This window comes from Arthrobacter sp. 10L430, assembly GCF_056395245.1.
On the sequence record NZ_JBFTJD010000039.1, the window covers coordinates 1 to 25,972 of the forward strand.

Consider the following 25,972-nt stretch of genomic DNA (forward strand, 5'->3'; position numbering starts at 1 on the left):
AAGGGTTACGGCGGTCATAGCGTGGGGGAAACGCCCGGTCCCATTCCGAACCCGGAAGCTAAGACCCACAGCGCCGATGGTACTGCACCCGGGAGGGTGTGGGAGAGTAGGTCACCGCCGGACACTATTTACGGCCAAGGCCCCGACAGGAAACGTCGGGGCCTTCGCTCTTTAACCCGTAAACCAACCACACCACCCGCAACGCTCTCGCAGTTCCTGCACGAAAACCCGGCACGCTCTCTCACTTCCTGCGCCGAAACAAGGGACCCTCCCGCACCAGCGATCCTGTCGGTCTCGAGGTTGTAGAGTTGGTGCCCATGGAAAACCTCTTCAGCCACGCTGCCGGCCCCGGCGCCAATCAGCCTGATCCCTCCGTCGAATTGGATCCGGTGATCTGCACCGTGGTTGTGCCTGGACCTGTATCCCGGGCCTTCATAGGGTTCACGGACCATACGCATTTGTGGTGGCCCATGGAGGAGCACAGTGTCTTCGGTACGGGGTCGCACGTTGAGTTTGAGGAAAACCTCATCCTTGAGACGGCGGACGATGGCAAGACCACTTCGTGGGGAACCATCGATGATTGGCAGCCGCCGTTGTCGTTCCACGCGTCCTGGTATCCGGGAACCACAGCGTTGTGGTCTACGGAGCTCAGGGTCGCGTTCAGGGCCGTGGATGGGGGCACCGAGGTGCGCCTGGTCCATGACGGCTGGGAGGGCGCGGAGGACCCGTCCGCTACGCGCGCCAGCTACGACAAGGGTTGGCCGGATGTCCTCGCAAGGTTTGCCCGCTTCATGGGCGTGCCAGCTAGCTGATCGATGGCGGTACGGCGGTACTCGACCGGATAACGAACTTCGTGGGGTACTCGGTATCGACTGCCGGCCGGCCGGCGCCGCCGTCGAGCCCCGCCAGCAAGAGGCGCACCGCCAGCGCCCCCTGGCCGCGCGGATCCTGGTCAATGGTGGTGAGGCCGAAGAGTTCACCGAGCTCGTGCCCGTCCAAACCGATGACGGACAGATCTTCCGGGACCCTGAGCCCGAAGTCGCGGGCAGCGAGGATGGCGCCGATGGCCATTTCATCGGAAGCGGCGAAGACCGCGGTGGGACGCTCAGACGGGCTGCCGAGGAGCTGACGAGCCGTGGCGTAGCCGCCCTGGATGGTGAAATCAGCGGTGGCAATCCACTCCGGCCGGACGTCGTGCCCTGCATCCCGCATGGCCATTTCAAAACCTGCGAGCCGCGTGCGCGGGATCTTGAAGTCCTGTTCGTAGACTGAATCTCCGGTCAGATGCGCGATCCTGGAGTGGCCCAGCCGGATGAGGTGGTTCACCGCCGCTTCGGACAGGCCGTGGTCGTCGATCCGGATGGTGGAGGCGCCCTGGAGCGGGCCGCCAATGCCCACGATGGGCCGGTGCACAGCCAGCATCTGCCCGATCTCCGACTCCGTCAGGGCCAGCGAAACGGCTATCACGGCGTCTACGCGCTGGCGGAGCAGGAAGTCCTTGAGGACGCTCTGCCGGCGCGCTGAGCCCTCACTGACGTTGTACAGCGTCAGATCATAGCCGGCGTCCAGCAGCGCCGCAGAAACGCCCTCCACCACCGACGAGAAGTACCAGCGGTGGACGGAGGGGACCACGAGCCCGATGTTGTAATTGCGGCCGGAGGCCAGGCTCGAAGCCTGGTAAGACGGCACGAAACCGAGATCGGAAGCCGCCGCCTGGGCACGCTCGCGGCTCTTCGGCGACACGTTCCCCTTGCCGCTCAAGGCCCGCGAAACGGTGGCTATGGAGAGCCCGGCACGCTCCGCGACGTCCTTGATGCCGGCCATGTTGTTAGCTCTCCGTATCCTCTGCTGAAATCCTCAACCAAACGGTCTCCCCAGAGCCTAATCCATGCCAGCCCTCAGTTCCGTAGTCCCGGGCGGAGCTGCGCAGCAGCACTTCACCTGCAGGCAGCTCGAGGGCTTCCTGACCGACATTCATGACCACCAGGATGTTGCCGTTGAGGAAACCCAAGGAGGCGCCGGTGCACCACTCTTCGGCCCACGACAGTGAACCGCGGCCGAGGCCCAGTTCGCGGCGGACCGCCAGCATGCGCCGGTACAGGTTCAAGTGCGACGACGGGTCCCCGGACTGGGCGTCCCGGGCCAGTTCGGCGAAGCTCGCCGGCTGCGGCAGCCAGGGGTCCTGGCCGGAACCAAAGCCGTGGTGCGGCTCGGAGGCACGCCACGGCAACGGGACGCGGCAACCGTCGCGGCCCAGCCGGGCGCCTCCGGTCCGCGCGAACGTGGGATCCTGCCGCTGGTGGTCGGGGATGTCGATGCCGTCCGGAAGGCCAAGCTCCTCGCCCTGGTAGATGTAGGCACCACCAGGCAGGCCCAGCATAAACAGGGTGGCAGCTGCGGCCCGGGTTCTGCCCAGGTCGTGATCCGGCTGGGGGTCCTGGGGCCCGATTCCGTCGCCTTCGCGCGGTGACGACCAGTAGTAGCCGAAGCGGGTGGCGTGCCGCACGACGTCGTGGTTGGACAGTACCCAGGTGCTGGGCGCGCCCACGGCGTCCAGCGACGTCAGGGACTCGGTGATGACGTGCCGCAGCCGGTGGATGTCCAACCCGGCATGCAGGTAGGGGAAGTTGAACGCCTGATGCATCTCGTCCGGCCGGACCCACTCGGCCAGGCGGGACAACGGCTCTACATTGGCCTCGGCGCACAGGATGCGGTCGGGGCCGTACTCTTCAAGGATGCGGCGCCAGTTCCGGAAGATGTCGTGCAGGGCCGGCTGGCCGAACATGGGGGCTGCATGCCCCGGGAAGCCATCGGTGCTGGTGCCGTCGGCGCGTCCGCCCCAAGCAGGAAGCCCGGGCGCCTTGACCAAGGCATGGGCCACGTCCACGCGGAAGCCGGAGACGCCGCGGTCCAGCCAGAAGCGCAGCACGCGCTCAAACTCGTCGTGGACGGCCTGGTTGTCCCAGTTGAAATCAGGCTGGGAAGAGTCGAAGAGGTGCAGGTACCACTGCCCCGGTGTTCCGTCCGGCTCGGTGATCCGTGTCCAGGCCGAACCTCCAAAGTGCGACTCCCAGTTGTTGGGCGGCTCCTCGCCCGCGGGGCCTCTGCCGTCCCGGAAGATGAACATGTCCCTCTGCGGGCTGCCCGGCCCCGCGGCCAGCGCAGCCTGGAAATCGCGGTGCTGGTCAGAGCAGTGGTTGGGGACCAGGTCCACGATCACCCTGATGCCGAGCCGGTTGGCCTCGGACACCATTCCGTCGAAGTCGCCGAGCGAGCCGAACAGCGGGTCCACATCGCAGTAGTCACTGACGTCATAGCCTGCGTCGCGCTGGGGGGAGCGGTAAAAGGGTGAGAGCCACACCGCGTCGATGTCCAGTTCGGCCAGCTGCGGCAGTTCCGCCGTGATGCCGGCGAGGTCGCCGATCCCGTCGCCGTTCATGTCCCGGAACGACCGCGGGTACACCTGGTAGATGACGGCCGATCGCCACCAGCCGTGGGCATTGTCAGCGGCGTGGACGGGTGTCAGGGAGCCGGCCAGCGGCGAAGGGGAATGCAGTAATGAGTCAACAGACATTGGGCAAGTTTAGAGGCAGCGCAGGTCGGAATGAAAGCGCTTCCAGTGCGTAGTACGTTGACAGTTTCGGTAATACTCCCGTGTAGAAGCGTCAGGACCTTCACTGGATTGGAAGCGCTTGCATTCCGGTAAGTGAGACGTAACTCATGGGACTGGGCCGACATCTAGACTGGGAGGCACGTGTGACGGAAACGGGAGACCCAATGAGCGGCATTGCTGACGAACTCACTTCAAACCTGGGGCCAGGAAAAGTAGTCCAGGACCCGGCCGTCCTGGCCGCCTACGCGGTGGACCAGGCGCCGGTGCTGGACTATCAGCAGCCGCTCGCTGTGGTCTTTGCGGAGTCGGTGGCGGACGTACAGGCAACCGTGAAGAGCTGCGCCGCGCACCTGGTTCCGCTTGTGGCCCGGGGTGCCGGAACGGGGGTCTCCGGAGGAGCCCACGCCACCGAGGGGTCGGTCGTTCTGAGCCTCGAGCGGATGAACCGGATACTGGACCTGAACCCGGACGACGAGACCGCCGTCGTGGAACCGGGAGTGGTCAACGCAGACCTGAACGATGCTGCCGCCAGACACGGCCTGATGTTCGCGCCGGACCCGGCGAGTTTCAGGATGTCCACGATCGGCGGGAATGTAGCCACTAACGCCGGCGGGCTGCGGTGCGCCAAGTACGGAGTGACACGCGACTCGGTGCTGGCGCTGGATGTGGTGCTCGCCGACGGTTCGCTCATCCGCACCGGCCACCAGACCTTCAAGGGCGTGGCAGGCTACGACCTCACCGGGTTGTTCGTCGGATCGGAGGGGACGCTCGGGATCGTGGTGGGCGCAACAGTGCGGCTCAAGTACCTGCCGCGGGAGGTGCACACTATCGCAACCTTCTACCCTGACTTTCGGCAGGCAGCCGCCGGCGTGCTAGCCGTGGGCAGGGCCCGCGTACAGCCGGCCATCATGGAACTGCTCGACGGCGGGTCGCTCACCCAGCTGGATGAGATCCACGGCTCGGACCTGGCGTCGAGGGGCGCCTCCCTCCTGCTGATCCAGACCGACGGCTTCGGGGCTGCAGCGGAGGCCGCCGTCGTGCGGGATGTGCTTGCCGCGGGCGGCGCGGTGGTGACCACCGAAGCCAGCGAGGAAGCCGAGCAGCTGGTGGAACTGCGGCGCAACAGCCGCGGCGTCGAAGTGGACGACCAGTACCGGGTGGGCGAGGACGTGGCAGTGCCCCGTTCGCGGCTGGTGGACTACGTGGCAGCTCTCGAATCGCTGGCTGAGGTCCACGACGTGAAACTCAAGGTGGTGGCCCACGCCGGCGACGGGAACCTGCATCCCACGTTCTGGGTGGACCGCGTGAATGACCTTGTGGACGCTGATGCGATGCAACGCCTGAACAAGGCGCTGGATGCGTCAATCGCGGTTGCACTGGACATGGGCGGCACCATCACGGGGGAGCATGGCATCGGGCAGTACAAGCTGCGCTGGCTGAGCCTGGAGCAACCCGAACCCATCCGTGAACTGCAGCGACGGGTCAAAGAGCTCTTCGACCCCGCAGGCATACTGAACCCGGGCAAAGCGATTTAACGCAGCTGTGCCATAACAGGCAGTGCCATAACAAGCAGTGCCACAACAAGCAGCGCCGCAACCGGCTGTGCCTCTGGCAGCGGCGCGTTGGCCGTGCGCTCAGGATCAGTCGTCTGAGTCCGGGTACTCGTCAACGGATTCTTCGTCCCCGTACCGGGACTCTTCCGTTTCCACCTCCAGGATCTTCAGGAGCCCGGTGTCGGGGTTGAGCATGATGGCTGCCTCATCCCGGCGGTGGCGCAGGATGGAATCGATGTAGGACTGCACCGCTTCGGCCAGCGGAATGTGGCGTTCCTGTTTTTCGGACATGTACCAGCGGTGCTCGAGCACTTCGTGCACGGCTTCGGCGGGTTCGAGTTTTCTTGAGAGGTCGCGGGGGATCGAGCGCACGATGGGTTCGAAGATCTGGCTCACCCAGAGGTGCGCGCTGTATTCCTCGTCCATCTCCGGATTGTTGTCCGCGCGGAACGAGTCCATGTCGTTCAGCAGGCGGCGGGCCTGGTTCTCCTGGGCATCCAGCCCGGTGAGGCGCAACAGGCGCCGCATATGGTGGCCTGCGTCCACGACCTTCGGCTGCAGCTGGATTGTGGAGCCGTTCTGGGTGGTCTTGATTGCGTATTCCTCGACGTCGAAGCCCAGCTCGTTGAGGCGCCGGATGCGGGCGCCCACCCGCCAGCGTTCGCCAAGTTCGAACGATTCCTTCTCGGTCAGCTCCATCCAGAGGCGGCGGTAGCTTTCCATGATGAGCTCGCTCGTGGCCACCGGGTCCACCTTCTCCTCGATCAGGCCGCCGTCGAGGAGGTCCATGAGCTCGCCGGCGATGTTCACGCGGGCAATCTCCAGGTCATACTCCCGTTGGCCGGTGGAGAGGTCCGGATAGAGTTCGCCGGTTTCCGCGTCCACGAGGTACGCGGCAAAGGCGCCGGCATCCCGGCGGAACAGGGTGTTGGAAAGCGAGACGTCGCCCCAGTAGAAGCCGATGAGGTGCAGCCGAACCATCAGCAGGGCCTGCGCGTCGATGAGCCGGGTCAGGGTGTCCTTGCGCAGCATCTGGGAGAAGAGAGCGCGGTACGGCATGGAGAACTTGAGGTGGCGTGTGACGAGTACAGGGTTAAGGGGCCTGCCGTCCGGGGTGGTGCGGCCGGTGATGACGGCGACGGGTTCCACACAAGGGACATCCAGCCGGGCCAGCTTCCGGAGCATGTGGTACTCGTGGCGGGCAACGTGTTCGGAGGTTTCCTTGATGGCGATGACGGACCCGCCCAGGTGTGCGAAGCGCACGATGTGCCGCGAGATGCCGCGGGGGAGGGCGGCCAGGTTCTCGGCCGGCCAGTCCTCGAGGGCAATGTGCCACGGCAGGTCCAGCAGTTCCGGATCGGCGGCGGCCGCAGTGATATTCAGGGAACTGGAGACCAAGGACGCTTTTTCATCGTTCGCGCTGGCGGCTTCGAACCGCGGCAGCTTGCCGATCTGCCCGTAGTCGGTGGGTTCGTCATGCCACTGGGCGCTGTATTCCTCGGTCATGGCTCAATTCTTCCGTACGTAGGGTCGGCGTGCCTAAACAGAGTCAGGGTGCCGGTACTTAACGCCCGACGGCGGCCCTTCCGGTTTGGGAGGGCCGCCGTCGGTTGCTTATTCCGGAGATGCTCTGGCGGTTTCGACAGGCTCAACCGCCGGTGGGGACTAGTCGCCCAGGCGCAGGCCGGTCTTGGTGTCGAACAGGTGTACGTGTCCGGACTGCGGGCGAACGTAGATGGACTCACCCTTCATCGGGGGCCGGCGGCCGTCGACACGGGCCACGATGTCGTGGCTCTTGCCGTCCAGCGTGGTGTGACCGTAGACGTAGGCATCGGCGCCGAGTTCTTCGACGACGTCAACCTCAACCTGAAGACCTTCACCTGCAGCGACCTGCTCGAGGTCCTCGGGGCGTGAACCCAGGGTGACAGTGGCGCCGTGTGCCTCTTCGAGGACATCGCGGGGAACCGGGTAGACGGTTCCGCCGAACTGGACGCCGCCGTCGACGACGGGGAGTTCCAGCAGGTTCATGGCGGGGGAGCCGATGAAGCCGGCAACGAAGACGTTCTTGGGCTTGTCGTAGAGGTTGCGCGGGGTGTCCACCTGCATCAGCAGGCCGTCCTTGAGCACGGCGACGCGGTCGCCCATGGTCATAGCTTCCACCTGGTCGTGGGTCACGTACACGGTGGTGACGCCCAGTCGGCGCGTCAGGGACGCAATCTGGGTGCGGGTCTGGACACGGAGCTTGGCGTCCAGGTTGGACAGCGGCTCATCCATGAGGAAGACCTGCGGGTTACGGACGATTGCACGGCCCATGGCAACACGCTGGCGCTGACCGCCGGAAAGGGCCTTCGGCTTGCGGTCCAGGTACGGCTCGAGGTCCAGGAGCTTGGCAGCTTCACGGACGCGCTCGGCGCGCTCTTCCTTGCTGACGCCTGCGATCTTCAGAGCGAAGCCCATGTTGTCCGCCACGGTCATGTGGGGGTACAGGGCGTAGTTCTGGAAAACCATCGCGATGTCGCGGTCCTTTGGCGGAACGTCGGTGACATCGCGGTCGCCAATGAGGATACGGCCGGCGTTCACATCTTCAAGGCCTGCGAGCATGCGCAGGGAAGTGGACTTGCCGCAGCCGGAGGGTCCTACGAGGACCAGAAATTCGCCATCAGCGATTTCGATGTTGAGCTTGTCAACAGCGGGCTTCTCTGTGCCCGGGTACAGACGCGTAGCGTTATCAAAAGTAACTGTAGCCACAGTTATCAATCCCTTCACCGGCAGGTACGTGCCGGACGATCCGTAGTGAATGGTTCATGTAATTCAGTTATGTACTGCTTTATGTACTCCCCGGCCGAAGCCGAGGAGTATCGCGTGACGCCGCACGGTTCCTGTGCGCCACATCACATAGAGAGTATGTCAGATTTATCCCGAATGGTTGCAAATGTTACGGAGCTCACACGTGAGATGCCACACGCGGGCCGGATCAGGATGGCACTTCCACGGTCTTGCGCCGCTCCCGCAGCAGGGCTTCCAGCAGTTCGGCGACGTGCACGGGCGCCTCGACGCGGAACTGGGCCTGTGTGAAATCGAGGCCCACTTTGACACCCACGTCACCCGGCGTGAGGCGTCCGAAGGCGTCTTCGTCGGTGGTGTCGTCGCCGGCGAATATCACGGCCGTGGCGCCTGAGGCCTGCCTGAGGAAGTCGACGCCCTCGCCCTTCGAGGCGTGGACCACTGACGTTTCAAGAACCCTCTTTCCGTTCTTGAGATAAAGTCCCTTGCGCTCCTGCAGTGCCGCGCGGGCGGCGGATACCGCGTCTTCGGCCACGTCATCCGCGGCCAGCCTCGTGTGGAGGACGACGCCCGCGGGCTTGTCCTCCAGGAGTGTGCCGGGTGCGAGCTCCACGATGCCTTCCAGAATGCTGCGGACCTCAACCAGGAGTTCCCGCTGTTCGGGCTCCAGAGTGAGGGACGCCGAACCCGGGCCGAGCCAGGCCTCGGCCCCGTGGCTGCCGATCAGCAGAGTCTCTTCCGGGGGTGAGGCGACCGCCCGCAGGCTGTCGAGGGCCCTCCCCGAGATGAGTGCCGTCGTCGTGCGCGGAAGGACAGCGAGCTCCGCGAAGGCGGCCGCGGAACGGGGCAGCGGGCGCGCGTCGCCTGCGTGGTCGACGAGCGGCGAGATGGTGCCGTCGAAGTCCATGGCGACCAGCAGGTGTTCAGTGCCGGCGATGCGCCGGACGGCCTCCAGCAGCTCCGGCGGGAGCGTCAGCGGGGTGTTTTCGCGGGCGCGGGCGGGGTCTTCCTCAGGAGTCATCGCGGACCACCTTTTCGTTAAGGGCGTGCAGGAAGTCGGCGGACCAATGGTCGACGTCGTGGTCGAGGATCTGTTTGCGCATGGAACGCATGCGGCGGGCCGATTCCTTCGGAGACATCCCTACGGCCCGCATGACAGTGTCCTTGAGCCCGTCGATGTCGTGCGGGTTCATGAGCAGCGCCTGCTTGAGCTGGTCTGCTGCGCCCGCGAATTCGCTGAGGACCAGCGCGCCGTCGTTGTTGGTCCGCGCAGTGACATATTCCTTGGCCACGAGGTTCATGCCGTCGCGCAAGGCCGTGACCAGCATGACGTCCGCTGCCAGATAGAGCGCCACCATCTCTTCGATGGGGTAGCTGTGGTGCAGGTAGCGCACGGCCGTGTTCTCGATGGTGTCGTAGGTTCCGTTGATGTGGCCCACGGTGCCCTCCACCTCTTCGCGCAGCAGGCGGTACTGCTCCACGCGCTCGCGGCTCGGGCTGGCCACCTGGATCAGCGTTGCATCGCCAACGTTGAGCTTTCCCTCCTTGAGTAGCTCTTCGTAGGCTTTGAGCCGATGCCGGATGCCCTTGGTGTAGTCGAGCCGGTCGACCCCCAGCAGGATGGTCTTGGGATTGCCGAGGTCCTGGCGGATCTGGCGCGACCGTTCAATGATTTCCGGTTTTCTTGCCAGTTCCGTGATCTGCCGGACGTCGATCGAGATGGGGAAGGCCTGGGCGCGGGCGATATGGGTGATGCCGCCGTCGGCGCCCTTGACGTGGACCTGCTGCTGCTTGACGCTGGCGCCGAGGAACCGGCGGGCCGAGCGCATGAAGTTGCCGGCGTCGCTGCTGCGCTGGAAGCCCACGAGGTCGGCGCCCAGCAGCCCGTCGATGATGGCGTGGCGCCAGGGGAGCTGGGCGAAGATCTCCGGCGGGGGGAAGGGGATGTGGTTGAAGAATCCGATCCGCAGGTCGGGCCGGGCCTCGCGCAGCATCCGCGGCACGAGCTGGAGCTGGTAATCCTGGACCCACACTGTTGCGCCGTGGTCGGCATGGCGCACGACGGCGTCGGCGAACCTTCTGTTGACCTTCCGGTAGGACTCCCACCAGGTTCTGTGAAACTCCGGCGGGGCGATGACATCGTGGTAAAGCGGCCAGAGGGTGGCGTTGGAAAAGCCCTCGTAATACAGCTCAACGTCATCGTTGCTCAGCTGGACCGGGACCAGGTCCATGCCGCCGTGGCTGAACGGCTTGACCGTTTCGTCGGGGGCGCCGTGCCAGCCGACCCAGGCGCCGTCGGTCTTGGTCATCATCGGAGCGAGCGCGGTCACCAGGCCGCCGGGCGAACGGCGCCAGCCGGAGCCGTCGTCACCGTGCTCTCCCGGGGCGCAGCGGTCCACTGGCAGGCGGTTGGACACCACCATGAAGTCGTACGTTGTGGCGTGGGAGCTGTCTGCAGACGTAGCCCCGCCGTCCGTTCCCGTATTCGGTTTGTCGCTGTCAGGTCCTTGCATTGCGCCCCCTGGGGTTGCTTGTGGCTCTAAGCCAACCCTAACGGGCCGGAATCTTCCGGGCTATTCGTCCGTTGGGCAGGCTGAAGGAATACTTGAAAGCGCAAGCTCCGGGGTTTCCCCCTAAAATGGGAGAGTTGCCCCTGGGTGGTCCGCACCTGTCCGATCGACACGAGGAACTAATGAGCCCCGCAAACGAACCCCGCATGTCCAAAGCAGAACGCACGGCAGAGGCCCGCGAGAAAGCCCGCCAGATCCGTGAAGAGCAGCTGAAGAAGGACAAGCGGAACAAGTTGCTCATCGGATGGGGCATCGTCGTTGTGGTGGTCGCCATCCTTGCAGTCGTGGCGATCATCGTCAGCTCAAGCCTCCGGAGCAATGCGCCCGTAGCGGACCAGGGCCCTACGCCGGCCAACGGAAACGCCCATGGCGGCATCACCCTGCTCAAGGGCTCCGAGGTCGCCAAGTCCGATCCCGCGACCGTGAACATCACGGACCTTCCGGAAGCCCCCGCATCGGCTCCCGCCACGGTCAAGGCCCCCGGAGCCGAGGCTGAGGCCGGCAAGCCAGTGAAGGTGGTGCTCTACATCGACTTCATCTGCCCCGTCTGCAAGAACTTCGAAGCAACGTACAACGAGACCCTCACGAAGCTGCGCGACGCAGGCAAGATCACCGTGGAATACCGCGCCATGGGGTTCCTGGACAGCCGGTCCACCACCAACTACTCCTCCCGTGCAGCGAACGCCGCGGCCTGTGTTGTCAACGAGTCCCCGGAGAAGTACTCGGACTACGTCAACGCCCTGTTCGACAAGCAGCCTGCCGAGGGCAGCGCGGGGCTGTCCGACGATGAGCTGAAGAAGATGGCCACCGAAGTGGGCGCGAAGAGCATCGACAAGTGCGTCGAAGAGAAGACCTACCGCCCCTGGGTGAAGTACACCACCCAGGAAGCGGCGGTCCTGGGCGTCACCGGCACGCCCACCGTCCTGGTGGACGGCAAGCAGTGGGGCAAGGGAGACAGCGCCCAGACAGAATTCCCGGCCTTCGTCGACGCAGCCATCAAGGCCAAGGCTTAGACCGCGCCAGCCAGGCTTTACGGCGGTGGCCCGTTTCCCGGATTTCTTCCGGGAGGCGGGCCGCTCCGTTTTTACCTGCGGGCAGTCCTTGGGCTAACCTTGTCTAGCGCCGTTGTGGCGCACGCCCTGACGGGCGCGCCTCCTTAGCTCAGTTGGCCAGAGCACCGCTCTTGTAAAGCGGGGGTCGTCGGTTCGAATCCGACAGGAGGCTCTCATTGTGGCTTTGCGGCTTTCGTTCCGTAGGCGGCCCGGCGCGGGAGGATTCCAGCCTTCACTAGGAGGGATCCCCGGTTCGAATCCTTCGGGGATTGAACATGGCGCTTACCTACGCTTTTAGTCCGTAGCCTGTCGTTTAGTGATCTAAGCGCCCCATGGGGGCAGTTGCCGTCGGGCGTTTCGTCACCTTTTCAGCTTGTCGGCGACAGCCGGGCCGCCAGATCCTCGCCAACCGCGAAAGCCCGAGTGATCGCCGAGCCGAGGGTGGCGCCGCCGCCCGGGTAGTTGTTGCGGAAGACGCCGGCCGAGACGTTGCCGGCGGCGTAGAGTCCCGGGATGGCTTGCTGCCGGCGATCCAGCACGCGGCCGTTGAAGTCGGTGGCCAGCCCGCCCGAGGTCCCCAGTACGCCAGCGTGGATGGGAACGGCGTAGAACGGTCCTGCAGCCAGCGGTGCCAGGCAGGGGTTGGGCGTGTTTCCGGCGTCACCGAGGAACCGGTCCTGCGGTGTTGCGCCCCGCCCGAACTCCGTGTCCATGCCAAGGGCCGCATCCGCGTTGAACTTTGTGACGGTCGAAACCAGCCCGGCCGGGTTGATGCCCGCCTCCGAAGCCAAGAGCTCCACACTAGGAGCGGACGCCATCCACTCAGCGGGCTTACCCGGCGTCGACCCCGCCACCGGGTACTTGGCCAGGTAATGGGAGTCGAAAACCAGCCACGCAGGATTGTTCTGTTGCCTGCCGGTGTGCGGGTTGATGGAGGCGAAGACCCTGCTGGCATCGTGATAGTTAAGGGCCTCGTTCACGAAGCGCTTCCCGTCGCTGTTCACCGTGATCGAGCCGGGCAGCGTCATTTCGACGTTGCCCATCCGGCCGGACCGCTGCCCGTCGTACTGGTGGGCCGCCGTCGAAATCACCGGAACGCCCCACACGGCTGACATGTCCTCCACAGCCGCGCCGGCCTTCAGCCCGAGCTCCAAACCGTCGCCCTCGTTCGACGGCGCACTGATCGGCGTCACCGGGAAAGGCAGGAAAGCGTTGCGGAGCCTCGAATTCCATTCGAACCCGCCGGAGGCCAGCACGACGGCGGTCGCGGCCACGTGCGCGCCGGCCGCCGCACCGCCAAGGCTCACCCTCCATCCGGCACCGGCGGGCTGCAGCTCCTCCACGGGAGTAGATGCCGCGATCTGCACATCGCGGTCCAGGGCGCTCGCAAGCAGGCTCCCGACCAGCGCTCCTCCCATGGTCCGTATCCCGGTGGAAGCCCGATGCTCCAGGAGCGACGGGTCTGCGGCGCGGCCGTTGAGTTCGTCCCGCTCGGTCATGGTGAGCAGCGGGAAGTAGGAGGACGGCCGGATCAGTTCCGACAACCCCGGGTAGTCCTGGGGATCGAAAGCGTTGTTGTCCAAGCCCCTGCCGCCGTTCGCGGAACCTTTCCACTCCATGTGATAGTCCGGGCGGGCGATCGGAGTCATGGACACTTTGGTGTTGCGGTTGAGGTAGTCCACGGCCCGGGGCGCAGTGCCCACGTACCAGTCGATTTCCTCAGCCGCCATCACGTGGCCGGCCGCCTCTGAAAGGTAGGCGATGCCGTCGGCATGGCTGTCCTGGTACCCCGCGGCTTTGGCGAGCTGGTTGTTCGGCGCCCACATCACGCCGCCACCTGCGGCTGTCGTCCCGCCCAGAAGGGCGGCCTTTTCGACGACAAGGACGCTCAGGCCGGCATCGGCGGCGCGGACCGCAGCAACCAGACCTGCGGCACCGCTGCCGATAACCACGACGTCGTACTCGCTGGCGAGCTTTTCTGGTCGAGTGAGGATTGAGGTACTCATGCGACGCTCCCTGCGGGCATCTGGATGAGGATCTTGCCGATCTTCTCCGTGCGTCCCTGCATCAGTCGGAACGCCTGCTGAAGGTCTGCGAACGCGAAGCGGTGGGTCATGAGAGCCCGGGCCTGTTCCGGGTGGCGTGCCAGCAATGCCAGTCCGTCCGGGATGAGGTTCAGGCTCATGCGGCTTCCCATCAAGTCCAGTTCCTTATAGGGAATGTCTTTCATGGAGACGGAGGCTTGGCGCGGGGAGATGCCGACTTGGACGATCCTCCCGGCGCTGGCAACAAGCCTGATGGCGTTCTCAAGGGAGGACGGCACGCCCGTGGCTTCGATGACCAGCTGCGGGCCGTAGCCGCCAGTCAACGCGTCCAGCCGAGGCCCCTGTTCGGCGTCAGGGAAATCGCCGCCTGGCGTCACCAGCAAGGTGTCGGCAGCTCCGAATTGGACGGCGAGATCCAAGCGGTGCTGCTCCGTATCGGCGCATACCACGTGGACGCCCAACTCCGTCAGGTAAAGCGTGGCGAGCAGTCCGATGGGTCCACTTCCCAGCACCAGCGCAACTTCACCGGCAACGGGCCGGCCGCGGTTGACTGCCTGCATGGCGATCGATGTGGGCTCTCCCATGGCGGCGATGTCCAGAGGCAGTTCGTCGGGCACGGGACACAGTTTGTCCAGCGGAACTGTTATCAGCTCCACGAGTGCTCCGTCCGAGTAGCAACCGAGGCAGCCGACGTTTTGGCAGACGTTGTACCTGCCCGTGAGGCAGGGTTGGCATGCACCGCAGTAGATCATGGGGTTGACGGCAACCCTGTCGCCTATATTGATGCGGGCTTCGCCGGGGGCTACGGCTTGGTTTGGGCCTATGGCCTCGACGATGCCGGAGAACTCGTGGCCTTGGATGATGGGCAGCCCTGTGGGGTAGTCGTCCTCCCAAATGTGGAGGTCGGTGCCGCAAAGCGTGACGTTGTGGATCCGGACCAGGGCGTGCCCTGGTTCGAGGGCGGGTTCAGCTGATTCCTGGAAGTCGATGGTCTCTTTCGAAGCTGTGAGCGCGGTCAGCATTCCGGGCCTCAGTTCTTCACTGTGTTCAAGGCGGTCTGGCCAGCGTTCAAGGCGGTCTGGCCAGCGTCGGCGCCGAAGAAGATGTTCCACTGGCGCACTGTGCGTTCCTCGATGAGGCCTGCCTGCTGGAACGGGTCCTGGTCCATGAGCGACTCGACATCCGCCTTGGAATCCCCGGCGATGATCAGCAGGGCGCCGGGAGCTTCCTCGGAGCCGAAGGGGCCGCTCTTGAGGAGCCGGCCGGTCTCGAATTGGGCCTTAAGAAATTCGACGTGCCCGGGCCGGGCCACGTCCCGCTCGGCGGAACTGGAGTCGGAGTACGCGTAGGTGACGGCGAAAGTGGGCATGGAGTTGTCCTCTTCATTGAGTGGGTGGTTGGGCTTTCCTCAATGCTGGGCAACGAATTAGGACTTGTCCAATACCTAATACGTCATTGACTATGTGAAAATTGCACTTAGTCGGATCACTCCGCGGGCGTGGGCAGCACCTCTTCGGCCAGCTTAAGGGCCGCCAGTAGGGCCGGGGACATTGCGCCGGGGTTCCAGGCGAGCCCCGAAAAGAGCAGGACTTCATCCCCGGACAGTGGCAGAAAGACCGTGCCTGCGGGCATGATTCCTTCGATGGATTCCGGCATGAGGCTGATGCCGATCCCGCCGGCAACCAGTGAAAGCGCGGTGTAGGGATCTGCGACTTCCTGGCTGATCCTTGGTCGGAATCCGGCGGCAGCACAGGCGGCGAACGTGACCTCCCGGAGGGTGGAACCCTGAGCCGCGGGCATGGTGACGAATGGATCCCCGGCTAACTCCGCCACCTCCACCGATTCCCTCCCGGCGAGCCGGTGGTCTGCCGGCACGGTAGCTCCAAGGCGCTCAGTGGCGATTCTGCGGGTGGCCAGCGTGGGTGCGTCGATGGGCAGGCCGATGAAGGCAAGGTCCAATGCGCCGTGGATCAGTTGTTGCAGGGCTTCCTGGGTGAGCAAACCGCCATGCAGGGACACATCGAGCTGGGGGTAGTGCTGGCGCAGTGCCCGCGTCAGGGCTGGAAGAGTGGTGTGGTTCAGGGCGCCGGAAAAGCCGATGGCGAGCTTCCCGTAGACCGTTCCGCTTTCCGCCTGGATCGATCTGCGCGCCAGGTCGACTTCTTCGAGGATCTTCCGGGCGTGCGGCAGCAATGAGTGCCCCGCCGTGGTCAGGGTGACGGACCGGGTGTTGCGTTCAAACAGCGGCGCGCCCAGGTCCTTTTCGAGCTTCCGGATGGTCTGGCTCAGGGGTGACTGCGCCATCCTGAGCCGCTCGGCCGCCCGCCCGAAGTGCAACTCTTCGGCCACGGCCAGGAAGGCCTCAATCTGCCGCAGTTCCACGTTGGCTCCTAGGTTCTCGGGGTCCGGCCTGCATGTCCCAGCTGCACGGTCCTGGTGTTCAGTGCAAGGCTATATTGGGTTTTGGGGCAGGGAAGGCCGGGCTCCGGAAGTTCGATGGAGGCATCATGGCAAACTCGGCGTCGGGGGAATCCGTCATCGAGCGGGTCGTGAAGATCATGGAGGCCTTTTCCAAGGGCCAACCGTGGCTTCCCTTGCGGGAGATGGTCCGGATCACCGGAATGTCCAGCAGCACAGTGCATCGTCTGGCCACGGATTTGGCCGTGAGCGGGCTTCTGGAGCGCAACGAGGCCGGGGAGTTCGGCGTCGGGATGAAGATGTGGGAGCTGGCGTCCCGGAGTAACCCCCTCGAAGAGTTCCGCCGCCGCGGCCTGCCGTTCCTGGAAGGCGTCCACGCCGCCGTCCGCGAGCAGGTCGCGCTTGCGATCCCCGACGTCGAATCCGGCACGGTGCTGTACCTCGAGCAGCTGGACCAGCACGGCACCGCAACCAATCTCGCCGCCGTGGCCGGCAGGCTCGGCATCCACAACACGACGCCGGGCATGGCCATGATGGCGCACATGCCCCGCGCCGTGCAGGAGCGCTTCCTCGCCGGACCGCTGGAGAAAACCACGGCCGCCACGGAAACCAATCCGGTGCGGATCCGGGCGCATCTGGCCCTGATCCGCGAGCGCGGCTACGTCCGCATGGCCGGAGTGCTGGTGCCGGAGAACACCGCCTATGCAGTCCCGGTTTTCGGCGAGGGCAACACTGTGATCGGTGCGATTGCCGTCGTGCTTCCCACCCTGCACGAGGACCCCCAGGTCATCCTCCCTGTATTGGTGGCCGCGGGACGCGGCCTATCACGCACCATGGGTGCTGAGCGCCGTCCGTATGGCTCCCGCCCGTGGCTGGAAAGCACATCGTCCCGTTGAACGGGAAGTTTCCCCGCGCTGTGTGACGGCAGCCCTACAGTCATTTCAGAGGAAAAATCGCTTGTGATCTGCAGCACACATCCCGCAGTCGTCATCAACGACTGCCGAATGGGCTGCACAACAAAGCACTGGCCGGCGATAACAACTCACCCCAATTCTTGGCCGGGCAAGGCACCATGGCGGTGCCACCACCGGCGCACTCAATGAGGAGACAGTATGGGACCCGTGCAGCAGCACTCGCCCTCGGATGTTCACAACCCGGCAGCGCCGGGGGAACACGTCAAAATGCCCAGGAAGGCGGCGCTCGCCTCCTTCCTGGGGTCCACCCTGGAGTACTACGACTTCTTCATCTACGGCACCGCTGCCGCGCTGATCTTCCCGAAGGTCTTTTTCCCTGGCGGAGATCCCGTGGTCGCGCTCCTCGGAGCCATGGCGACGTTCGGCGTCGGCTACTTGGCCAGGCCCCTCGGTGGCGTCGTCATGAGCCACTTCGGCGACAGGATCGGCCGAAAGCAGGCACTCATGATCACGCTGGTCATCATGGGCGTCGCTTCCATCGGCATCGGTTTCCTGCCGACCTACGGGCAGATGGGCTACTGGGCGACAGCGCTTCTGCTGGTAGGCCGCCTGGCCCAGGGATTCTCCGCAGGCGCTGAGTCCGCCGGGGCATCAACCCTCACCATGGAGCACTCACCCGAGGGCCGCCGCGCCTTCTTCACGAGCTTTGTGATGACCGGGTATGCCTCCGGAATGGTGCTGTCCACCATCGTCTTCATCCCCCTCGCCGCACTTCCGGAAGATCAACTCCTCAGCTGGGGTTGGCGCGTGCCATTCTGGCTCTCCGTAGTGGTCCTCGCCGTGGCTTACTGGATCCGCACGCGGCTGGACGAGCCGCCTGTCTTCGAAGAAATCGTCGAAGACGGTAAGCCCAAGTCCGTCCCGGCGGCCGTGGTCCTCAAGACCCAGTGGCGCGACGTACTGCGGGTCGGCGTGGTCATGCTGTTCTCCGTCATGCAAACCACCTTCACGGTCTACGCACTGGCGTACGCCACCGGCCCCGCAATCGGCATTGACCGCACCCTGATGCTCACCGTCAACGCCGTGACGGTCGGCCTGTCCATGGTCACCATTCCCCTGGCAGGCGTCATCTCCGACCGGATCGGCCGCAAGAAAGTCCTCCTGGTCGGAGCCGTTGGTTGCGCCGCGACCACCATCGGTTACTTCTGGGCCATCAGCGAGCACAACATCGCACTGATATTCCTCTTCGGCTCCCTGAACATGACCGTCTTCTACTCCTGCTGGAATGGCGTGTGGACGGTCTTCTTCCCCGAGATGTTCCCGGCGGCGGTCCGCTATTCCGGTATGGCGATCGGTAGCCAGATCGGTCTGATCCTGGCTGGCTTCGCACCCACCATCGCAACGCTTCTTGCACAGCCCGGGCACGACGGCTGGATGCCGGTGGCCGGCTTCACCATCCTTTGCCTGGTGGCCTCGGCTATCGCCATCATGACGGCCCGCGAAACCTACAACGTTCCGCTCGAAGAACTGGGAAAGCCGCGGCGCTAGCCACCGAAGGCTGGGCGGCGCCCACCTGCCGCCCAGCCAGTACCGCACGAAACAACGACCCAATGCCTCGAAAGTTGGATACCCATGACCTCGTCAGCAGCAGCACCCCGCATCTTCCGCGTTGGAATCGCGGGTTGCGGCGCCATTTCCCGCAACCACCTGGCGGCGTTCCGTGCTCTGGACAACGTCCAAATCGTCGGAGTCTGCGACGTGGATCCAGACCGCGCACTGGCCGCGGCTGAAGCGTGGGCCGTGCCCAACGCAGTGGCTACCGTGGATCAACTCCTAACCCTGGACCTGGACATCGTCTCCGTCTGCACGCCGCACCCGACGCACGAAGAAGTAGTCCTGAAAGCGGCAGCAGCCGGCGTCCATGCCCTCTGCGAGAAGCCCATCGCCACAAAGCTGGAATCCGCCGAACGCATGGTGGCCGCATGCGAGGAAGCCGGAGTCCAACTCGGGGTGCTGTTCCAGCGTCGCTTCTGGCCCGCCTCGCAGAAGATCCGCGCAGCGATCGACGACGGCACGCTGGGCCGTGCCATCTTGGCCCAGTGCTCGGTCATGCTGCACCGGGCACCCGAGTACTACAACCGCGACGCCTGGCGCGGGACCTGGGAGAACGACGGCGGCGGGGTCCTGATGTCCCAAGCCGTCCACCAGATTGACCTTCTGCAGTGGTACCTGGGTGACGTGGCCGAGGTCTACGGCAAGGTCAACACCTACCGCCACGGCGACTACATAGAGGTAGAGGATTCCGCGACGGCGGTGATCACTTTTACGTCCGGGGCCATGGCTACGCTTGAGGCCTCCACCGCGGTATCGCCCAACCTCGGCATCCAGCTCCGCATCACGGGGGAAACGGGAGCCTCGGCTTCCCTCACGGAATTCCCTGAAGGAAGCGATGGCCGCCTGGACCTGTGGGCGGTAGGCGAAAGGATCGTCGTCGAGCCTGTCTACCCGGAAGGGGCGGAGCCCAACGTCGATCTGTCTGCCATCAACGGCCAGCTGGTTCCATTCCACACCCTTCAGGTCAAGGACTTTGTCCGTGCCTTGGAGACCGGAACCGAACCTGCCATCACGGGCAAGGACGCACTCAAGTCCCTGCGGATCCTGCTGGCCGTCTATGAGTCCTCCCGCACCGGCGAGCCCGTTCGCTTCGCGCCGGTCCACGCCGCTCATACGAGCATCCCGGAACTGCGGGTGGGCCAGAAGGTGGCAGGTTAAGCGATGGTTGCCAACTCACGCTTCGCGGAGCGCCCCCTGACCCTTGGCCGCAACGGCCGGATCCCGAAGACGCTACGCAACCGCCTCGCCTCGGCGCCGATGGAGCGCAATTACGGCACCACGGACGGTTACATCACCGAGCAATACATCGACTATCTGGTGACCAGGGCCAAGGCCGGCCTCGGCATGGTGACCACCGAAGCCACTTATATACGGGCCGACGGCAAAGGCCGCACCCACCAACTGGGCCTGCACACGGATGACATGATTCCCGGTCTCCGCCGCCTCACCGATGCCCTGCACGCCGAAGGCGCGCTTGCCGCCGTCGAACTTAATCACGGCGGCCGCACCGCGCAGTCCTCGGTGTCCGGACTCAGGAATGTGGCGCCATCGCCGGTGTCATGCGCGACGGCGGGTGGTGAAGTTCCACAGGAACTCACCGCCGCCGAGTGCTACGAACTCGTGGAGGCTTACGCGCAGGCGGCTCGCCGCGCAGTGGCAGCCGGCTTCGACGTCATCAACCTGCACGGCGCCCACGGGTACCTGATTCACCAGTTCATGTCGACGATTTCCAACCACCGCACGGACGAGTTCGCAGCGCCGGAGTTGTTCATGAACCTCGTGATCGACGCCGTCCGCGAGGCCGTGCCGGACACGATCCTGGGCATGCGCGTTTCCGTGGTGGAAGGCCCCGCCGATGGCATCAACGCCGAGCAGCAAGTGGCCATCGTCGCCAAGGCCGACTTGGACAAGCTCGACTTCCTGGACCTTTCCGCAGGCAGTTACGACGCCGGCGAATGGATTGTGCAGTCGGGGGAGTGGAAGCCCGGAGTCCTGTCCGACTACGCCAAGGCCTACCGCCAGTTCGGACTTCCGCTGGGCATGGCCGGGCGCCTCAACAGCCCGCAGATCATTGAGGAAGTCCTCAGCGAAGGAACCTGCGATTTCGTCAGCCTGGCCCGCGCCATCCACGCCGATCCGGCGTTCGTGGGCGGCGTGCTGCGCGGCGAACGCTACCGTCCCTGCATTGCGTGCAATGTCTGCATCGACAACCTCGGCCTCGGCCAGGTCACCTGCACCGTCAACCCTGCCGTCGGCCGCTCCCGCGTGACCGTGCCCACGCCCACCGTCCGCTCCGACTCCAGCGTGCTGGTGGTCGGTGCCGGACCTGCGGGCCTCACCGCCGCCCGCGAACTGGCCGAGGCCGGTGCCCGCGTGACGTTGATCGACGACGGCGCCCGGCCCGGTGGGCAGTTCGCCCTCGCCGAACGCATGAAGTCCACGCCGGACTTCCACCGTTTCGCCGATTGGTCGGGTTCGGAAAACGCCCGTTTGGGCGTGGAGGTACGCGTCGGAGCGCACATTGACACGTCCGACGCCGGCAGGCTGGCCCGAGATTTCGGCGCCGACGCCGTGGTGATTGCCACCGGTGGGCGCCGGCCGGCGATGGAGTTCGACTGCCCTGATGTCGAAGGCGGTGACTCACCGAGCGTCAGCGACATCCGGGACTGGCTCGCGGCCCATCCGGAGATCCTCGACGCCGGGACGTCACCGTCCGTGCCGACCGCCGTGACAATCTGGGGCGCAGACTCGGTGGCCATGTCCGTGGCTGACACCCTCGCGGCCAAAGGCACGGCTGTCTTGATCGTCGGTCCGCAGGCAGCGTTGGCTCCGGAGTCCGGGCGCCGTGCCAAGATTCTTGCCGTGCCGCGGCTGGAGGCAAACCCGCGGGTGCGGATCTTCCTGTCCAGCACCATCGAGGAATTCGACGGCGGCCGGGTACGGGTCAGCCGGACGGGACTTGCAGACGAATGGATCGATGCGCCCGGTGATCTGTTGGTCTCGCGTTCGGTGCTGCCACTTGACGCAACGCCCACGATCACCGAGCGCGAGGCCGAACTGGGCCGCGAAGCCGGCTTTCCCGTGGCACTTGCGGGAAGCATCGTCGAGCAGAAATCCGCCATCGTGTCCAATGCCGTTAAGAGTGGCTATGACGCAGCGCAAAGGATCGCAGCCGCACTGGCCCCCGTCACGAACGCCAGCAACAACCCCACCCTGAACGGAGCCCGCAAGTGACAGCACAAGCCCGCCGCCTAGGCCTCGCACAGCTATGCCTGGTGGGCACAGCGCCGCCGGACCTGGTCACCATCGCAGCGGAGGCCCGCTTCGATTTCATCGGAGCACGGGTCAGGCCCGTCACGGCAATGGAGCGGCCCTACAACCTCCAGCCGGGGTCGCCCATGCTCCAGGAAACCTTGGCGAGAATGGAGGACACAGGAATCACGGTTGAAGACATCGAGTTCCTGCTCCTGGATGGAACGGGCCTGCAGAACGGTGAGGATCAACGCAACGCCTGGCTGCAGATGATGGAGGCCGGCCAAGCGCTGGGCGCTTCCACACTGACAGTCGCTTGCTCGGACCCGGACATGGACAGGTTCGGCGACCACCTCGCGCAGATGACCCAGGACGGCAAGGCTTACGGCATCATGCCTGCGCTGGAACCAATCGCCTACCAAGCCGTCCGCTCGATTCCCCAAGCAGCCGTGTTGGCCCGCCGAGCCGGCTGCAAGGTGGTTGTGGATGCACTCCACTTCAACCGGTTCGGCGGCACCTTGGCGGAACTGGGAGCAGCCGCGGACGTCGTTCCATTGGTCCAACTCTGCGACGGCCCAGCGAATGCGCCTGCCAACAGGGACGGACTCGTGGCCGAGTCCCGTTCCGAGCGCGGTGTTCCAGGCGAAGGCGACTTTGATCTCGCAGCCTTGATCTCGGCGTTCCCGGAGGGTACCCCCATCAGCGTCGAAACGCCCTCGGACAGCCGGGTGGCGGCCATGGGCGGACTGGCGTGGGCCAGACACCTCAAGGCAGCCGCCGATTTCACCCTGAACGGCGCCGTCCAGGACACCACGACACATACTTGGAGCGAGAATTGAACACCACTGCAAGCCCCCGCCGGATGGACTGCGATGTCCTGGTAGTAGGCTCCGGCGCCGGCGGCCTGTCCGCAGCTGTGACCGCGGCCTATCACGGACTGAAAGTCATCGTCGTGGAGAAGGCTCCAGTCTGCGGCGGCGCAACATCGTGGTCCGGCGGTTGGGCCTGGGCGCCGGGCAACCCGTTGGCGAAGGCGGAAGGCGTCGACGAGGACACGGAAACGTTCCGAACCTATCTCCGCGAGGTCCTTGGCGATGACTACCAAGCCGAAAAGGTGGACGCGTTCCTCGAAGCCGCTCCGCACATGGTTGACTTCTTCCACAAAAAGACCTCCCTGCAGTTTGTCCCCGGCAGCAGGATCAACGATATTTACGGCAAGCTCCCGGGCGCCGGAAGAGGCAACCGCTCCGTGGGCCCGAAGCCTTTCAATGCACGCAACATCAGGCCCGGCCTGCGAGCCAAAATGCGCCACCAGCTCTACGAAACCTCCTTCCTGGGCATGGGCATCATGGCCGGACCGGACCTTTCAAAATTCCTTTCGGCGTCGCAAGGCAATCCCCAAGGAATCTTCCACGCGGGCTGGCGCTTCGGCTTCCACCTGCTGGATTTGCTGACGCATCGCCGCAACATGCAGCTGGTCAACGGCACGGCCCTGACCGGCAGGCTCATGAAATCCGCGGACGATCTTGGCGTCGATCTGCGCGTCTCCACGCGTGCCACAGCGTTGCTTACCGATGAGAGGGGAAAGGTGACGGGCGCCGTCGTACATTCTTCTGAAGGTGAGCTGCAGATCAACACTGTCCGCGGCGTCGTGCTCGCCTCGGGCGGCTTCCCCAACAACGTGCAGCGGCGCAAGGAGCTGTTCCCCAAAACGCCTACCGGCCGGGAGCACTGGACCCTTGCTCCGGGGGAGACCACCGGTGATGGCATCAACCTGGCGCAGGCCGTGGGAGCCCGGTTCAAAACCACAGTGAAGTCGGCGGCGGCGTGGTGCCCGGTGTCGCTGGTGCCGTACCGCAACGGCAGGACCGGCGTGTTCCCGCACATCATGGACCGCGCCAAGCCGGGCAGCATCGGCGTCCGCGCAGACGGGAAGCGGTTCGTGAACGAGGCCAACGGCTACCACGACTACGTCGAGGCGCTTCTGGCAGCAACGCCCGAGGGTGAAACCGTGGAGTCCTGGCAGATCGCTGACAGCCGGTTTGTTCGCAAGTTCCCGCTGGGCATGGCCAAGCCGCTGCCAGTTCCGCTCTTCCCGTACCTGCGCTCCGGATACCTGATTAAGGGGCAGACGCTGGAGGAACTGGCGAGGAAATGCGGCATCGATCCTGCGGGGCTGTGCGAAACCGTGGCGACGTTCAACACGAACGCCCGTTCCGGCGTCGATCCTGATTTCGGCCGTGGCGAGACGGCCTTCAACCGCTACGGCGGCGACGCCGGCAACCAGCCCAACCCCTCGCTGGGGCCTATCGAGCAGGGCCCGTTCTATGCGGTGCGCGTGGTGCCGGGCAGCTTCGGGACGTTCGCGGGCCTGGACACCGACGGCCTTGGCCGGGCGCTCAACAACGACGGCGAGCCCATCGACGGTCTGTACGTCGCAGGCAATGACCAAGCCAACGTCATGGGTGGCCACTACCCGGCGGGCGGCATCAACCTTGGCCCGGCGCTGACGTTCGGTTACATCGCCGGCCGCGACCTGGCGGGCGTAAATAATTATGAGGTTGCGGGTGTCCAGATTCCGCTCATCGGGTTGGGGACAGCCGTTGATGGATGAGGGGGCGACTGGGCCGTCGCGCTAGGGGAGGGAGTGGGCTCGAACCTGTCTGTACCCCTCCTCCTGGAGGGGGAAACGGAAGCCGGCCTGAACAGGCAAGAGGAAGCTACTCCGCGTCAATTTCCTCCAGCAGATCCTTTGCCGCTTTGCGGATGTCCTCGTGATCGTGCTGCGCCGCACGACTCTCGAGCGAAATGATCGCGCAGCGGTGGACCTTCTTGAAGTCGCCGAACGGAAAGCTGACGCTTCCCTTGGTCCCCTCGGATTGTTCCTTGTCAATGCCGAGGTGCCACTTCGAGAATTCAGCAAACCCGTGCTTGTCGATGAACGCGTTTTCATCATCGGTGGACGGCGCGTGTTCGCTCCAGTCATCGCGGATGTCCTGCTGCACCTTCCCCTGTTTTACGAGCTCGCGGGCGAGTTCCAAAGCCTTGCGGTTCAGTTTCGTGGCCATCTGGTGCCTCCGCAGTGGGTTCCGGTGTTGGGCTGGGCGGGCAGAGCCGAGTCCATCTCTAGGCTAGAACCGTCGACGGCGGCCCGCCAGTATCGAGGCAAGCTCACCCTGATGACTCCCGGTTTTCCATCCGGACCCAGGGATTTACCCCGCGGAGACTCCGCCGAAACGTTTCCACAACAATGGGTGCCTAGCTTGGCAGCATGACCTTTGAAGCCATGGCCAGGATCCGCGACAGCATCGTTGACGCGTTCTTCCCCGCCCAGCCCAGCACCGCGGAGCAAGCCACCGACGCCCTGCGCGAGGTGACGCGCTGGGCCTGGCTGCCTGCCCTGAGCGGCGTTGCCGTGTCCGGGGACCACGCCCGCAGGGCCCATGAAACCGCCGTGCGGGCGGCCGCGGAATAGCCTCACATCGGCGATAGATGTCGCGTCGCCCACACTAGTCTTCCATTTGCTGCATAATGACCTAAACTGCTTCACTGAGGTGCCTGAAATGGCGCTGCGCAGCAACGAAAGTGAACAACCACATGGCTACCGATTACGACGCCCCACGCAAGACAGAAGAAGAGTCTCCCTCCGAATCGCTGGAGGCCCTTCAGGCGTCCCGCGGCGGCGGCGCCCAGACCGCTGTTATCGACGTCGACGAGAACGACACCGCTGAAGGCATTGACCTTCCGGGCGCAGATCTCTCCGGCGAAGAACTGACGGTCATTGTTGTTCCCGAGCAGTCCGATGAATTCACGTGCTCCTCCTGCTTCCTGGTCCGTCACCGGTCCCAGGTCGCACGCGAAAAGAACGGCATGAAGTACTGCCGCGACTGCGAAGGCTAATACTGCCCTTAGGCGCGCGCTCTTCATAGCAAAGCAACGCGAGACGCCGGCAGCCCAACAGGGAAGCTGGCGCCTCGCTTTTTTGTGCCCTTTTCCGCCCGCACAGCCGGGGTTATAGGACAAAACGTGTGTAATTCCCGGGTGTGTCATGTGCGTCCTGCCCATCCGGTGCGGTGCCAGAGGCCTTCTTCAGGGCTGAGTCCGGTGCTGTAGAGCTCGGGGCCGGGGTCCCGTTCTGTCGGGGCGCTGGCTTTGGT

At 64.8% G+C, this 25,972-nt stretch carries 22 protein-coding genes, 1 tRNA gene and 1 rRNA gene; 13 read left to right on the forward strand and 11 right to left on the reverse strand.

Annotated elements, in window-relative coordinates; all coding sequences use genetic code 11:
- Nucleotides 1-6: 6 nt before the first annotated feature.
- Together rrf and AC1DDG_RS21045 are read left to right on the forward strand one after the other, a co-directional pair.
- Nucleotides 7-123: ribosomal RNA gene (gene rrf / locus AC1DDG_RS21040) — 5S ribosomal RNA — on the forward strand.
- 194 nt (nt 124-317) lie between these two features.
- Nucleotides 318-812 (forward strand): SRPBCC domain-containing protein, encoded by a 495-nt coding sequence (locus AC1DDG_RS21045; protein ID WP_476877605.1) that lies wholly within the window; start codon nt 318-320, stop codon nt 810-812.
- Here the strand turns inward: AC1DDG_RS21045 and AC1DDG_RS21050 are convergent.
- Nucleotides 805-1,824, reverse strand: coding sequence for a LacI family DNA-binding transcriptional regulator (locus AC1DDG_RS21050; protein ID WP_476877606.1), 1,020 nt, complete (start codon nt 1,822-1,824; stop codon nt 805-807). The genes AC1DDG_RS21045 and AC1DDG_RS21050 overlap by 8 nt on opposite strands.
- A 4-nt stretch (nt 1,825-1,828) precedes the next feature.
- Nucleotides 1,829-3,574: a glycoside hydrolase family 13 protein gene (locus AC1DDG_RS21055; protein WP_476877607.1), complete on the reverse strand. Its 1,746-nt coding sequence runs from the start codon at nt 3,572-3,574 to the stop codon at nt 1,829-1,831.
- A 203-nt stretch (nt 3,575-3,777) separates the two neighbouring features.
- Here AC1DDG_RS21055 and AC1DDG_RS21060 point away from each other — a divergent pair, with 203 nt between their 5' ends.
- Nucleotides 3,778-5,148: an FAD-binding oxidoreductase gene (locus AC1DDG_RS21060; RefSeq protein WP_476877608.1), complete on the forward strand. Its 1,371-nt coding sequence runs from the start codon at nt 3,778-3,780 to the stop codon at nt 5,146-5,148.
- A 105-nt stretch (nt 5,149-5,253) separates the two neighbouring features.
- Here AC1DDG_RS21060 and AC1DDG_RS21065 read toward each other — a convergent pair whose 3' ends face one another.
- The 4 genes from AC1DDG_RS21065 to AC1DDG_RS21080 all read right to left on the reverse strand — a co-directional run bounded on the left by AC1DDG_RS21065 (nt 5,254) and on the right by AC1DDG_RS21080 (nt 10,463).
- Nucleotides 5,254-6,672, reverse strand: coding sequence for a DUF4032 domain-containing protein (locus tag AC1DDG_RS21065; RefSeq protein WP_476877609.1), 1,419 nt, complete (start codon nt 6,670-6,672; stop codon nt 5,254-5,256).
- 159 nt (nt 6,673-6,831) lie between these two features.
- Nucleotides 6,832-7,914, reverse strand: coding sequence for an ABC transporter ATP-binding protein (locus tag AC1DDG_RS21070; protein WP_230119747.1), 1,083 nt, complete (start codon nt 7,912-7,914; stop codon nt 6,832-6,834).
- Nucleotides 7,915-8,140: 226 nt separating this feature from the next.
- Nucleotides 8,141-8,971: a trehalose-phosphatase gene (gene otsB, locus AC1DDG_RS21075; RefSeq protein ID WP_476877610.1), complete on the reverse strand. Its 831-nt coding sequence runs from the start codon at nt 8,969-8,971 to the stop codon at nt 8,141-8,143.
- Entirely contained in the window at nt 8,961-10,463 is a 1,503-nt protein-coding gene (locus AC1DDG_RS21080; protein WP_476877611.1) for an alpha,alpha-trehalose-phosphate synthase (UDP-forming), read from the reverse strand. The genes otsB and AC1DDG_RS21080 overlap by 11 nt, the downstream gene beginning before the upstream one ends.
- Nucleotides 10,464-10,642: 179 nt before the next feature.
- Between AC1DDG_RS21080 and AC1DDG_RS21085 the strand changes: the two genes are divergently transcribed.
- Both AC1DDG_RS21085 and AC1DDG_RS21090 read left to right on the forward strand, forming a co-directional pair.
- Nucleotides 10,643-11,533, forward strand: a complete 891-nt coding sequence (locus tag AC1DDG_RS21085; RefSeq protein WP_476877612.1) for a DsbA family protein — start codon at nt 10,643-10,645, stop codon at nt 11,531-11,533.
- A gap of 137 nt (nt 11,534-11,670) precedes the next feature.
- A tRNA-Thr gene (locus tag AC1DDG_RS21090) sits at nt 11,671-11,744 on the forward strand.
- Between the two features lie 196 nt (nt 11,745-11,940).
- On the opposite strand, the gene AC1DDG_RS21095 is transcribed toward AC1DDG_RS21090, so the two are convergent.
- The 4 genes from AC1DDG_RS21095 to AC1DDG_RS21110 all read right to left on the reverse strand — a co-directional run bounded on the left by AC1DDG_RS21095 (nt 11,941) and on the right by AC1DDG_RS21110 (nt 15,999).
- Nucleotides 11,941-13,578 carry an FAD-dependent oxidoreductase gene (locus AC1DDG_RS21095; RefSeq protein ID WP_476877613.1) on the reverse strand — a complete coding sequence of 546 codons (1,638 nt, stop codon included), beginning with the start codon at nt 13,576-13,578 and terminating at the stop codon, nt 11,941-11,943.
- Entirely contained in the window at nt 13,575-14,639 is a 1,065-nt protein-coding gene (locus tag AC1DDG_RS21100; RefSeq protein ID WP_476877614.1) for an alcohol dehydrogenase catalytic domain-containing protein, read from the reverse strand. The genes AC1DDG_RS21095 and AC1DDG_RS21100 overlap by 4 nt, the downstream gene beginning before the upstream one ends.
- An 8-nt stretch (nt 14,640-14,647) precedes the next feature.
- Entirely contained in the window at nt 14,648-14,986 is a 339-nt protein-coding gene (locus tag AC1DDG_RS21105) for a YciI family protein (protein ID WP_476877615.1), read from the reverse strand.
- Nucleotides 14,987-15,102: 116 nt separating this feature from the next.
- Nucleotides 15,103-15,999, reverse strand: a complete 897-nt coding sequence (locus AC1DDG_RS21110; RefSeq protein WP_476877616.1) for a LysR family transcriptional regulator — start codon at nt 15,997-15,999, stop codon at nt 15,103-15,105.
- A 125-nt stretch (nt 16,000-16,124) separates the two neighbouring features.
- Here AC1DDG_RS21110 and AC1DDG_RS21115 point away from each other — a divergent pair, with 125 nt between their 5' ends.
- The 6 genes from AC1DDG_RS21115 to AC1DDG_RS21140 all read left to right on the forward strand — a co-directional run bounded on the left by AC1DDG_RS21115 (nt 16,125) and on the right by AC1DDG_RS21140 (nt 24,429).
- On the forward strand, nt 16,125-16,931 hold the full coding sequence (locus AC1DDG_RS21115) for an IclR family transcriptional regulator (protein ID WP_476877617.1): 807 nt from the start codon (nt 16,125-16,127) through the stop codon (nt 16,929-16,931).
- Between the two features lie 216 nt (nt 16,932-17,147).
- On the forward strand, nt 17,148-18,497 hold the full coding sequence (locus AC1DDG_RS21120; protein WP_476877618.1) for an MFS transporter: 1,350 nt from the start codon (nt 17,148-17,150) through the stop codon (nt 18,495-18,497).
- Between the two features lie 84 nt (nt 18,498-18,581).
- A complete protein-coding gene (locus tag AC1DDG_RS21125) occupies nt 18,582-19,721 on the forward strand; it encodes a Gfo/Idh/MocA family protein (protein ID WP_476877619.1) in 1,140 nt (379 codons plus the stop codon).
- Nucleotides 19,722-19,724: 3 nt separating this feature from the next.
- Complete coding sequence (locus tag AC1DDG_RS21130; protein WP_476877620.1) at nt 19,725-21,797, forward strand: FAD-dependent oxidoreductase; 2,073 nt, start codon at nt 19,725-19,727, stop codon at nt 21,795-21,797.
- On the forward strand, nt 21,794-22,654 hold the full coding sequence (locus AC1DDG_RS21135) for a sugar phosphate isomerase/epimerase family protein (protein ID WP_476877621.1): 861 nt from the start codon (nt 21,794-21,796) through the stop codon (nt 22,652-22,654). Before AC1DDG_RS21130 ends, AC1DDG_RS21135 begins: the two co-directional genes overlap by 4 nt.
- Nucleotides 22,651-24,429 carry an FAD-dependent oxidoreductase gene (locus AC1DDG_RS21140; RefSeq protein ID WP_476877622.1) on the forward strand — a complete coding sequence of 593 codons (1,779 nt, stop codon included), beginning with the start codon at nt 22,651-22,653 and terminating at the stop codon, nt 24,427-24,429. Before AC1DDG_RS21135 ends, AC1DDG_RS21140 begins: the two co-directional genes overlap by 4 nt.
- A gap of 106 nt (nt 24,430-24,535) precedes the next feature.
- Here the strand turns inward: AC1DDG_RS21140 and AC1DDG_RS21145 are convergent, their stop codons facing one another.
- The gene (locus AC1DDG_RS21145; protein ID WP_476877623.1) at nt 24,536-24,883 is read right to left on the reverse strand and encodes a hypothetical protein; all 348 of its coding nucleotides are present in this window, start codon (nt 24,881-24,883) and stop codon (nt 24,536-24,538) included.
- A 203-nt stretch (nt 24,884-25,086) separates the two neighbouring features.
- On the opposite strand from AC1DDG_RS21145, the gene AC1DDG_RS21150 reads away from it, so the two are divergent.
- Together AC1DDG_RS21150 and AC1DDG_RS21155 are read left to right on the forward strand one after the other, a co-directional pair.
- Nucleotides 25,087-25,290, forward strand: coding sequence for a hypothetical protein (locus AC1DDG_RS21150; protein WP_476877624.1), 204 nt, complete (start codon nt 25,087-25,089; stop codon nt 25,288-25,290).
- 122 nt (nt 25,291-25,412) lie between these two features.
- Nucleotides 25,413-25,715 carry a DUF4193 domain-containing protein gene (locus AC1DDG_RS21155; protein ID WP_056627517.1) on the forward strand — a complete coding sequence of 101 codons (303 nt, stop codon included), beginning with the start codon at nt 25,413-25,415 and terminating at the stop codon, nt 25,713-25,715.
- Nucleotides 25,716-25,972 lie beyond the last annotated feature (257 nt).

What these genes read in the sequence shown, in the direction of transcription:
- AC1DDG_RS21145 (WP_476877623.1), bottom strand. Translation starts at nt 24,883, where the DNA reads ATGGCCACGAAACTGAACCGCAAGGCTTTGGAACTCGCCCGCGAGCTC.
- AC1DDG_RS21115 (WP_476877617.1), top strand. Translation starts at nt 16,125, where the DNA reads ATGGCAAACTCGGCGTCGGGGGAATCCGTCATCGAGCGGGTCGTGAAG.
- AC1DDG_RS21130 (WP_476877620.1), top strand. Translation starts at nt 19,725, where the DNA reads ATGGTTGCCAACTCACGCTTCGCGGAGCGCCCCCTGACCCTTGGCCGC.
- AC1DDG_RS21105 (WP_476877615.1), bottom strand. Translation starts at nt 14,986, where the DNA reads ATGCCCACTTTCGCCGTCACCTACGCGTACTCCGACTCCAGTTCCGCC.
- AC1DDG_RS21095 (WP_476877613.1), bottom strand. Translation starts at nt 13,578, where the DNA reads ATGAGTACCTCAATCCTCACTCGACCAGAAAAGCTCGCCAGCGAGTAC.
- AC1DDG_RS21055 (WP_476877607.1), bottom strand. Translation starts at nt 3,574, where the DNA reads ATGTCTGTTGACTCATTACTGCATTCCCCTTCGCCGCTGGCCGGCTCC.
- AC1DDG_RS21155 (WP_056627517.1), top strand. Translation starts at nt 25,413, where the DNA reads ATGGCTACCGATTACGACGCCCCACGCAAGACAGAAGAAGAGTCTCCC.
- AC1DDG_RS21125 (WP_476877619.1), top strand. Translation starts at nt 18,582, where the DNA reads ATGACCTCGTCAGCAGCAGCACCCCGCATCTTCCGCGTTGGAATCGCG.
- otsB (WP_476877610.1), bottom strand. Translation starts at nt 8,971, where the DNA reads ATGACTCCTGAGGAAGACCCCGCCCGCGCCCGCGAAAACACCCCGCTG.
- AC1DDG_RS21060 (WP_476877608.1), top strand. Translation starts at nt 3,778, where the DNA reads ATGAGCGGCATTGCTGACGAACTCACTTCAAACCTGGGGCCAGGAAAA.
- AC1DDG_RS21100 (WP_476877614.1), bottom strand. Translation starts at nt 14,639, where the DNA reads ATGCTGACCGCGCTCACAGCTTCGAAAGAGACCATCGACTTCCAGGAA.
- AC1DDG_RS21050 (WP_476877606.1), bottom strand. Translation starts at nt 1,824, where the DNA reads ATGGCCGGCATCAAGGACGTCGCGGAGCGTGCCGGGCTCTCCATAGCC.
- AC1DDG_RS21065 (WP_476877609.1), bottom strand. Translation starts at nt 6,672, where the DNA reads ATGACCGAGGAATACAGCGCCCAGTGGCATGACGAACCCACCGACTAC.
- AC1DDG_RS21120 (WP_476877618.1), top strand. Translation starts at nt 17,148, where the DNA reads ATGGGACCCGTGCAGCAGCACTCGCCCTCGGATGTTCACAACCCGGCA.
- AC1DDG_RS21080 (WP_476877611.1), bottom strand. Translation starts at nt 10,463, where the DNA reads ATGCAAGGACCTGACAGCGACAAACCGAATACGGGAACGGACGGCGGG.
- AC1DDG_RS21085 (WP_476877612.1), top strand. Translation starts at nt 10,643, where the DNA reads ATGAGCCCCGCAAACGAACCCCGCATGTCCAAAGCAGAACGCACGGCA.
- AC1DDG_RS21150 (WP_476877624.1), top strand. Translation starts at nt 25,087, where the DNA reads ATGACCTTTGAAGCCATGGCCAGGATCCGCGACAGCATCGTTGACGCG.
- AC1DDG_RS21045 (WP_476877605.1), top strand. Translation starts at nt 318, where the DNA reads ATGGAAAACCTCTTCAGCCACGCTGCCGGCCCCGGCGCCAATCAGCCT.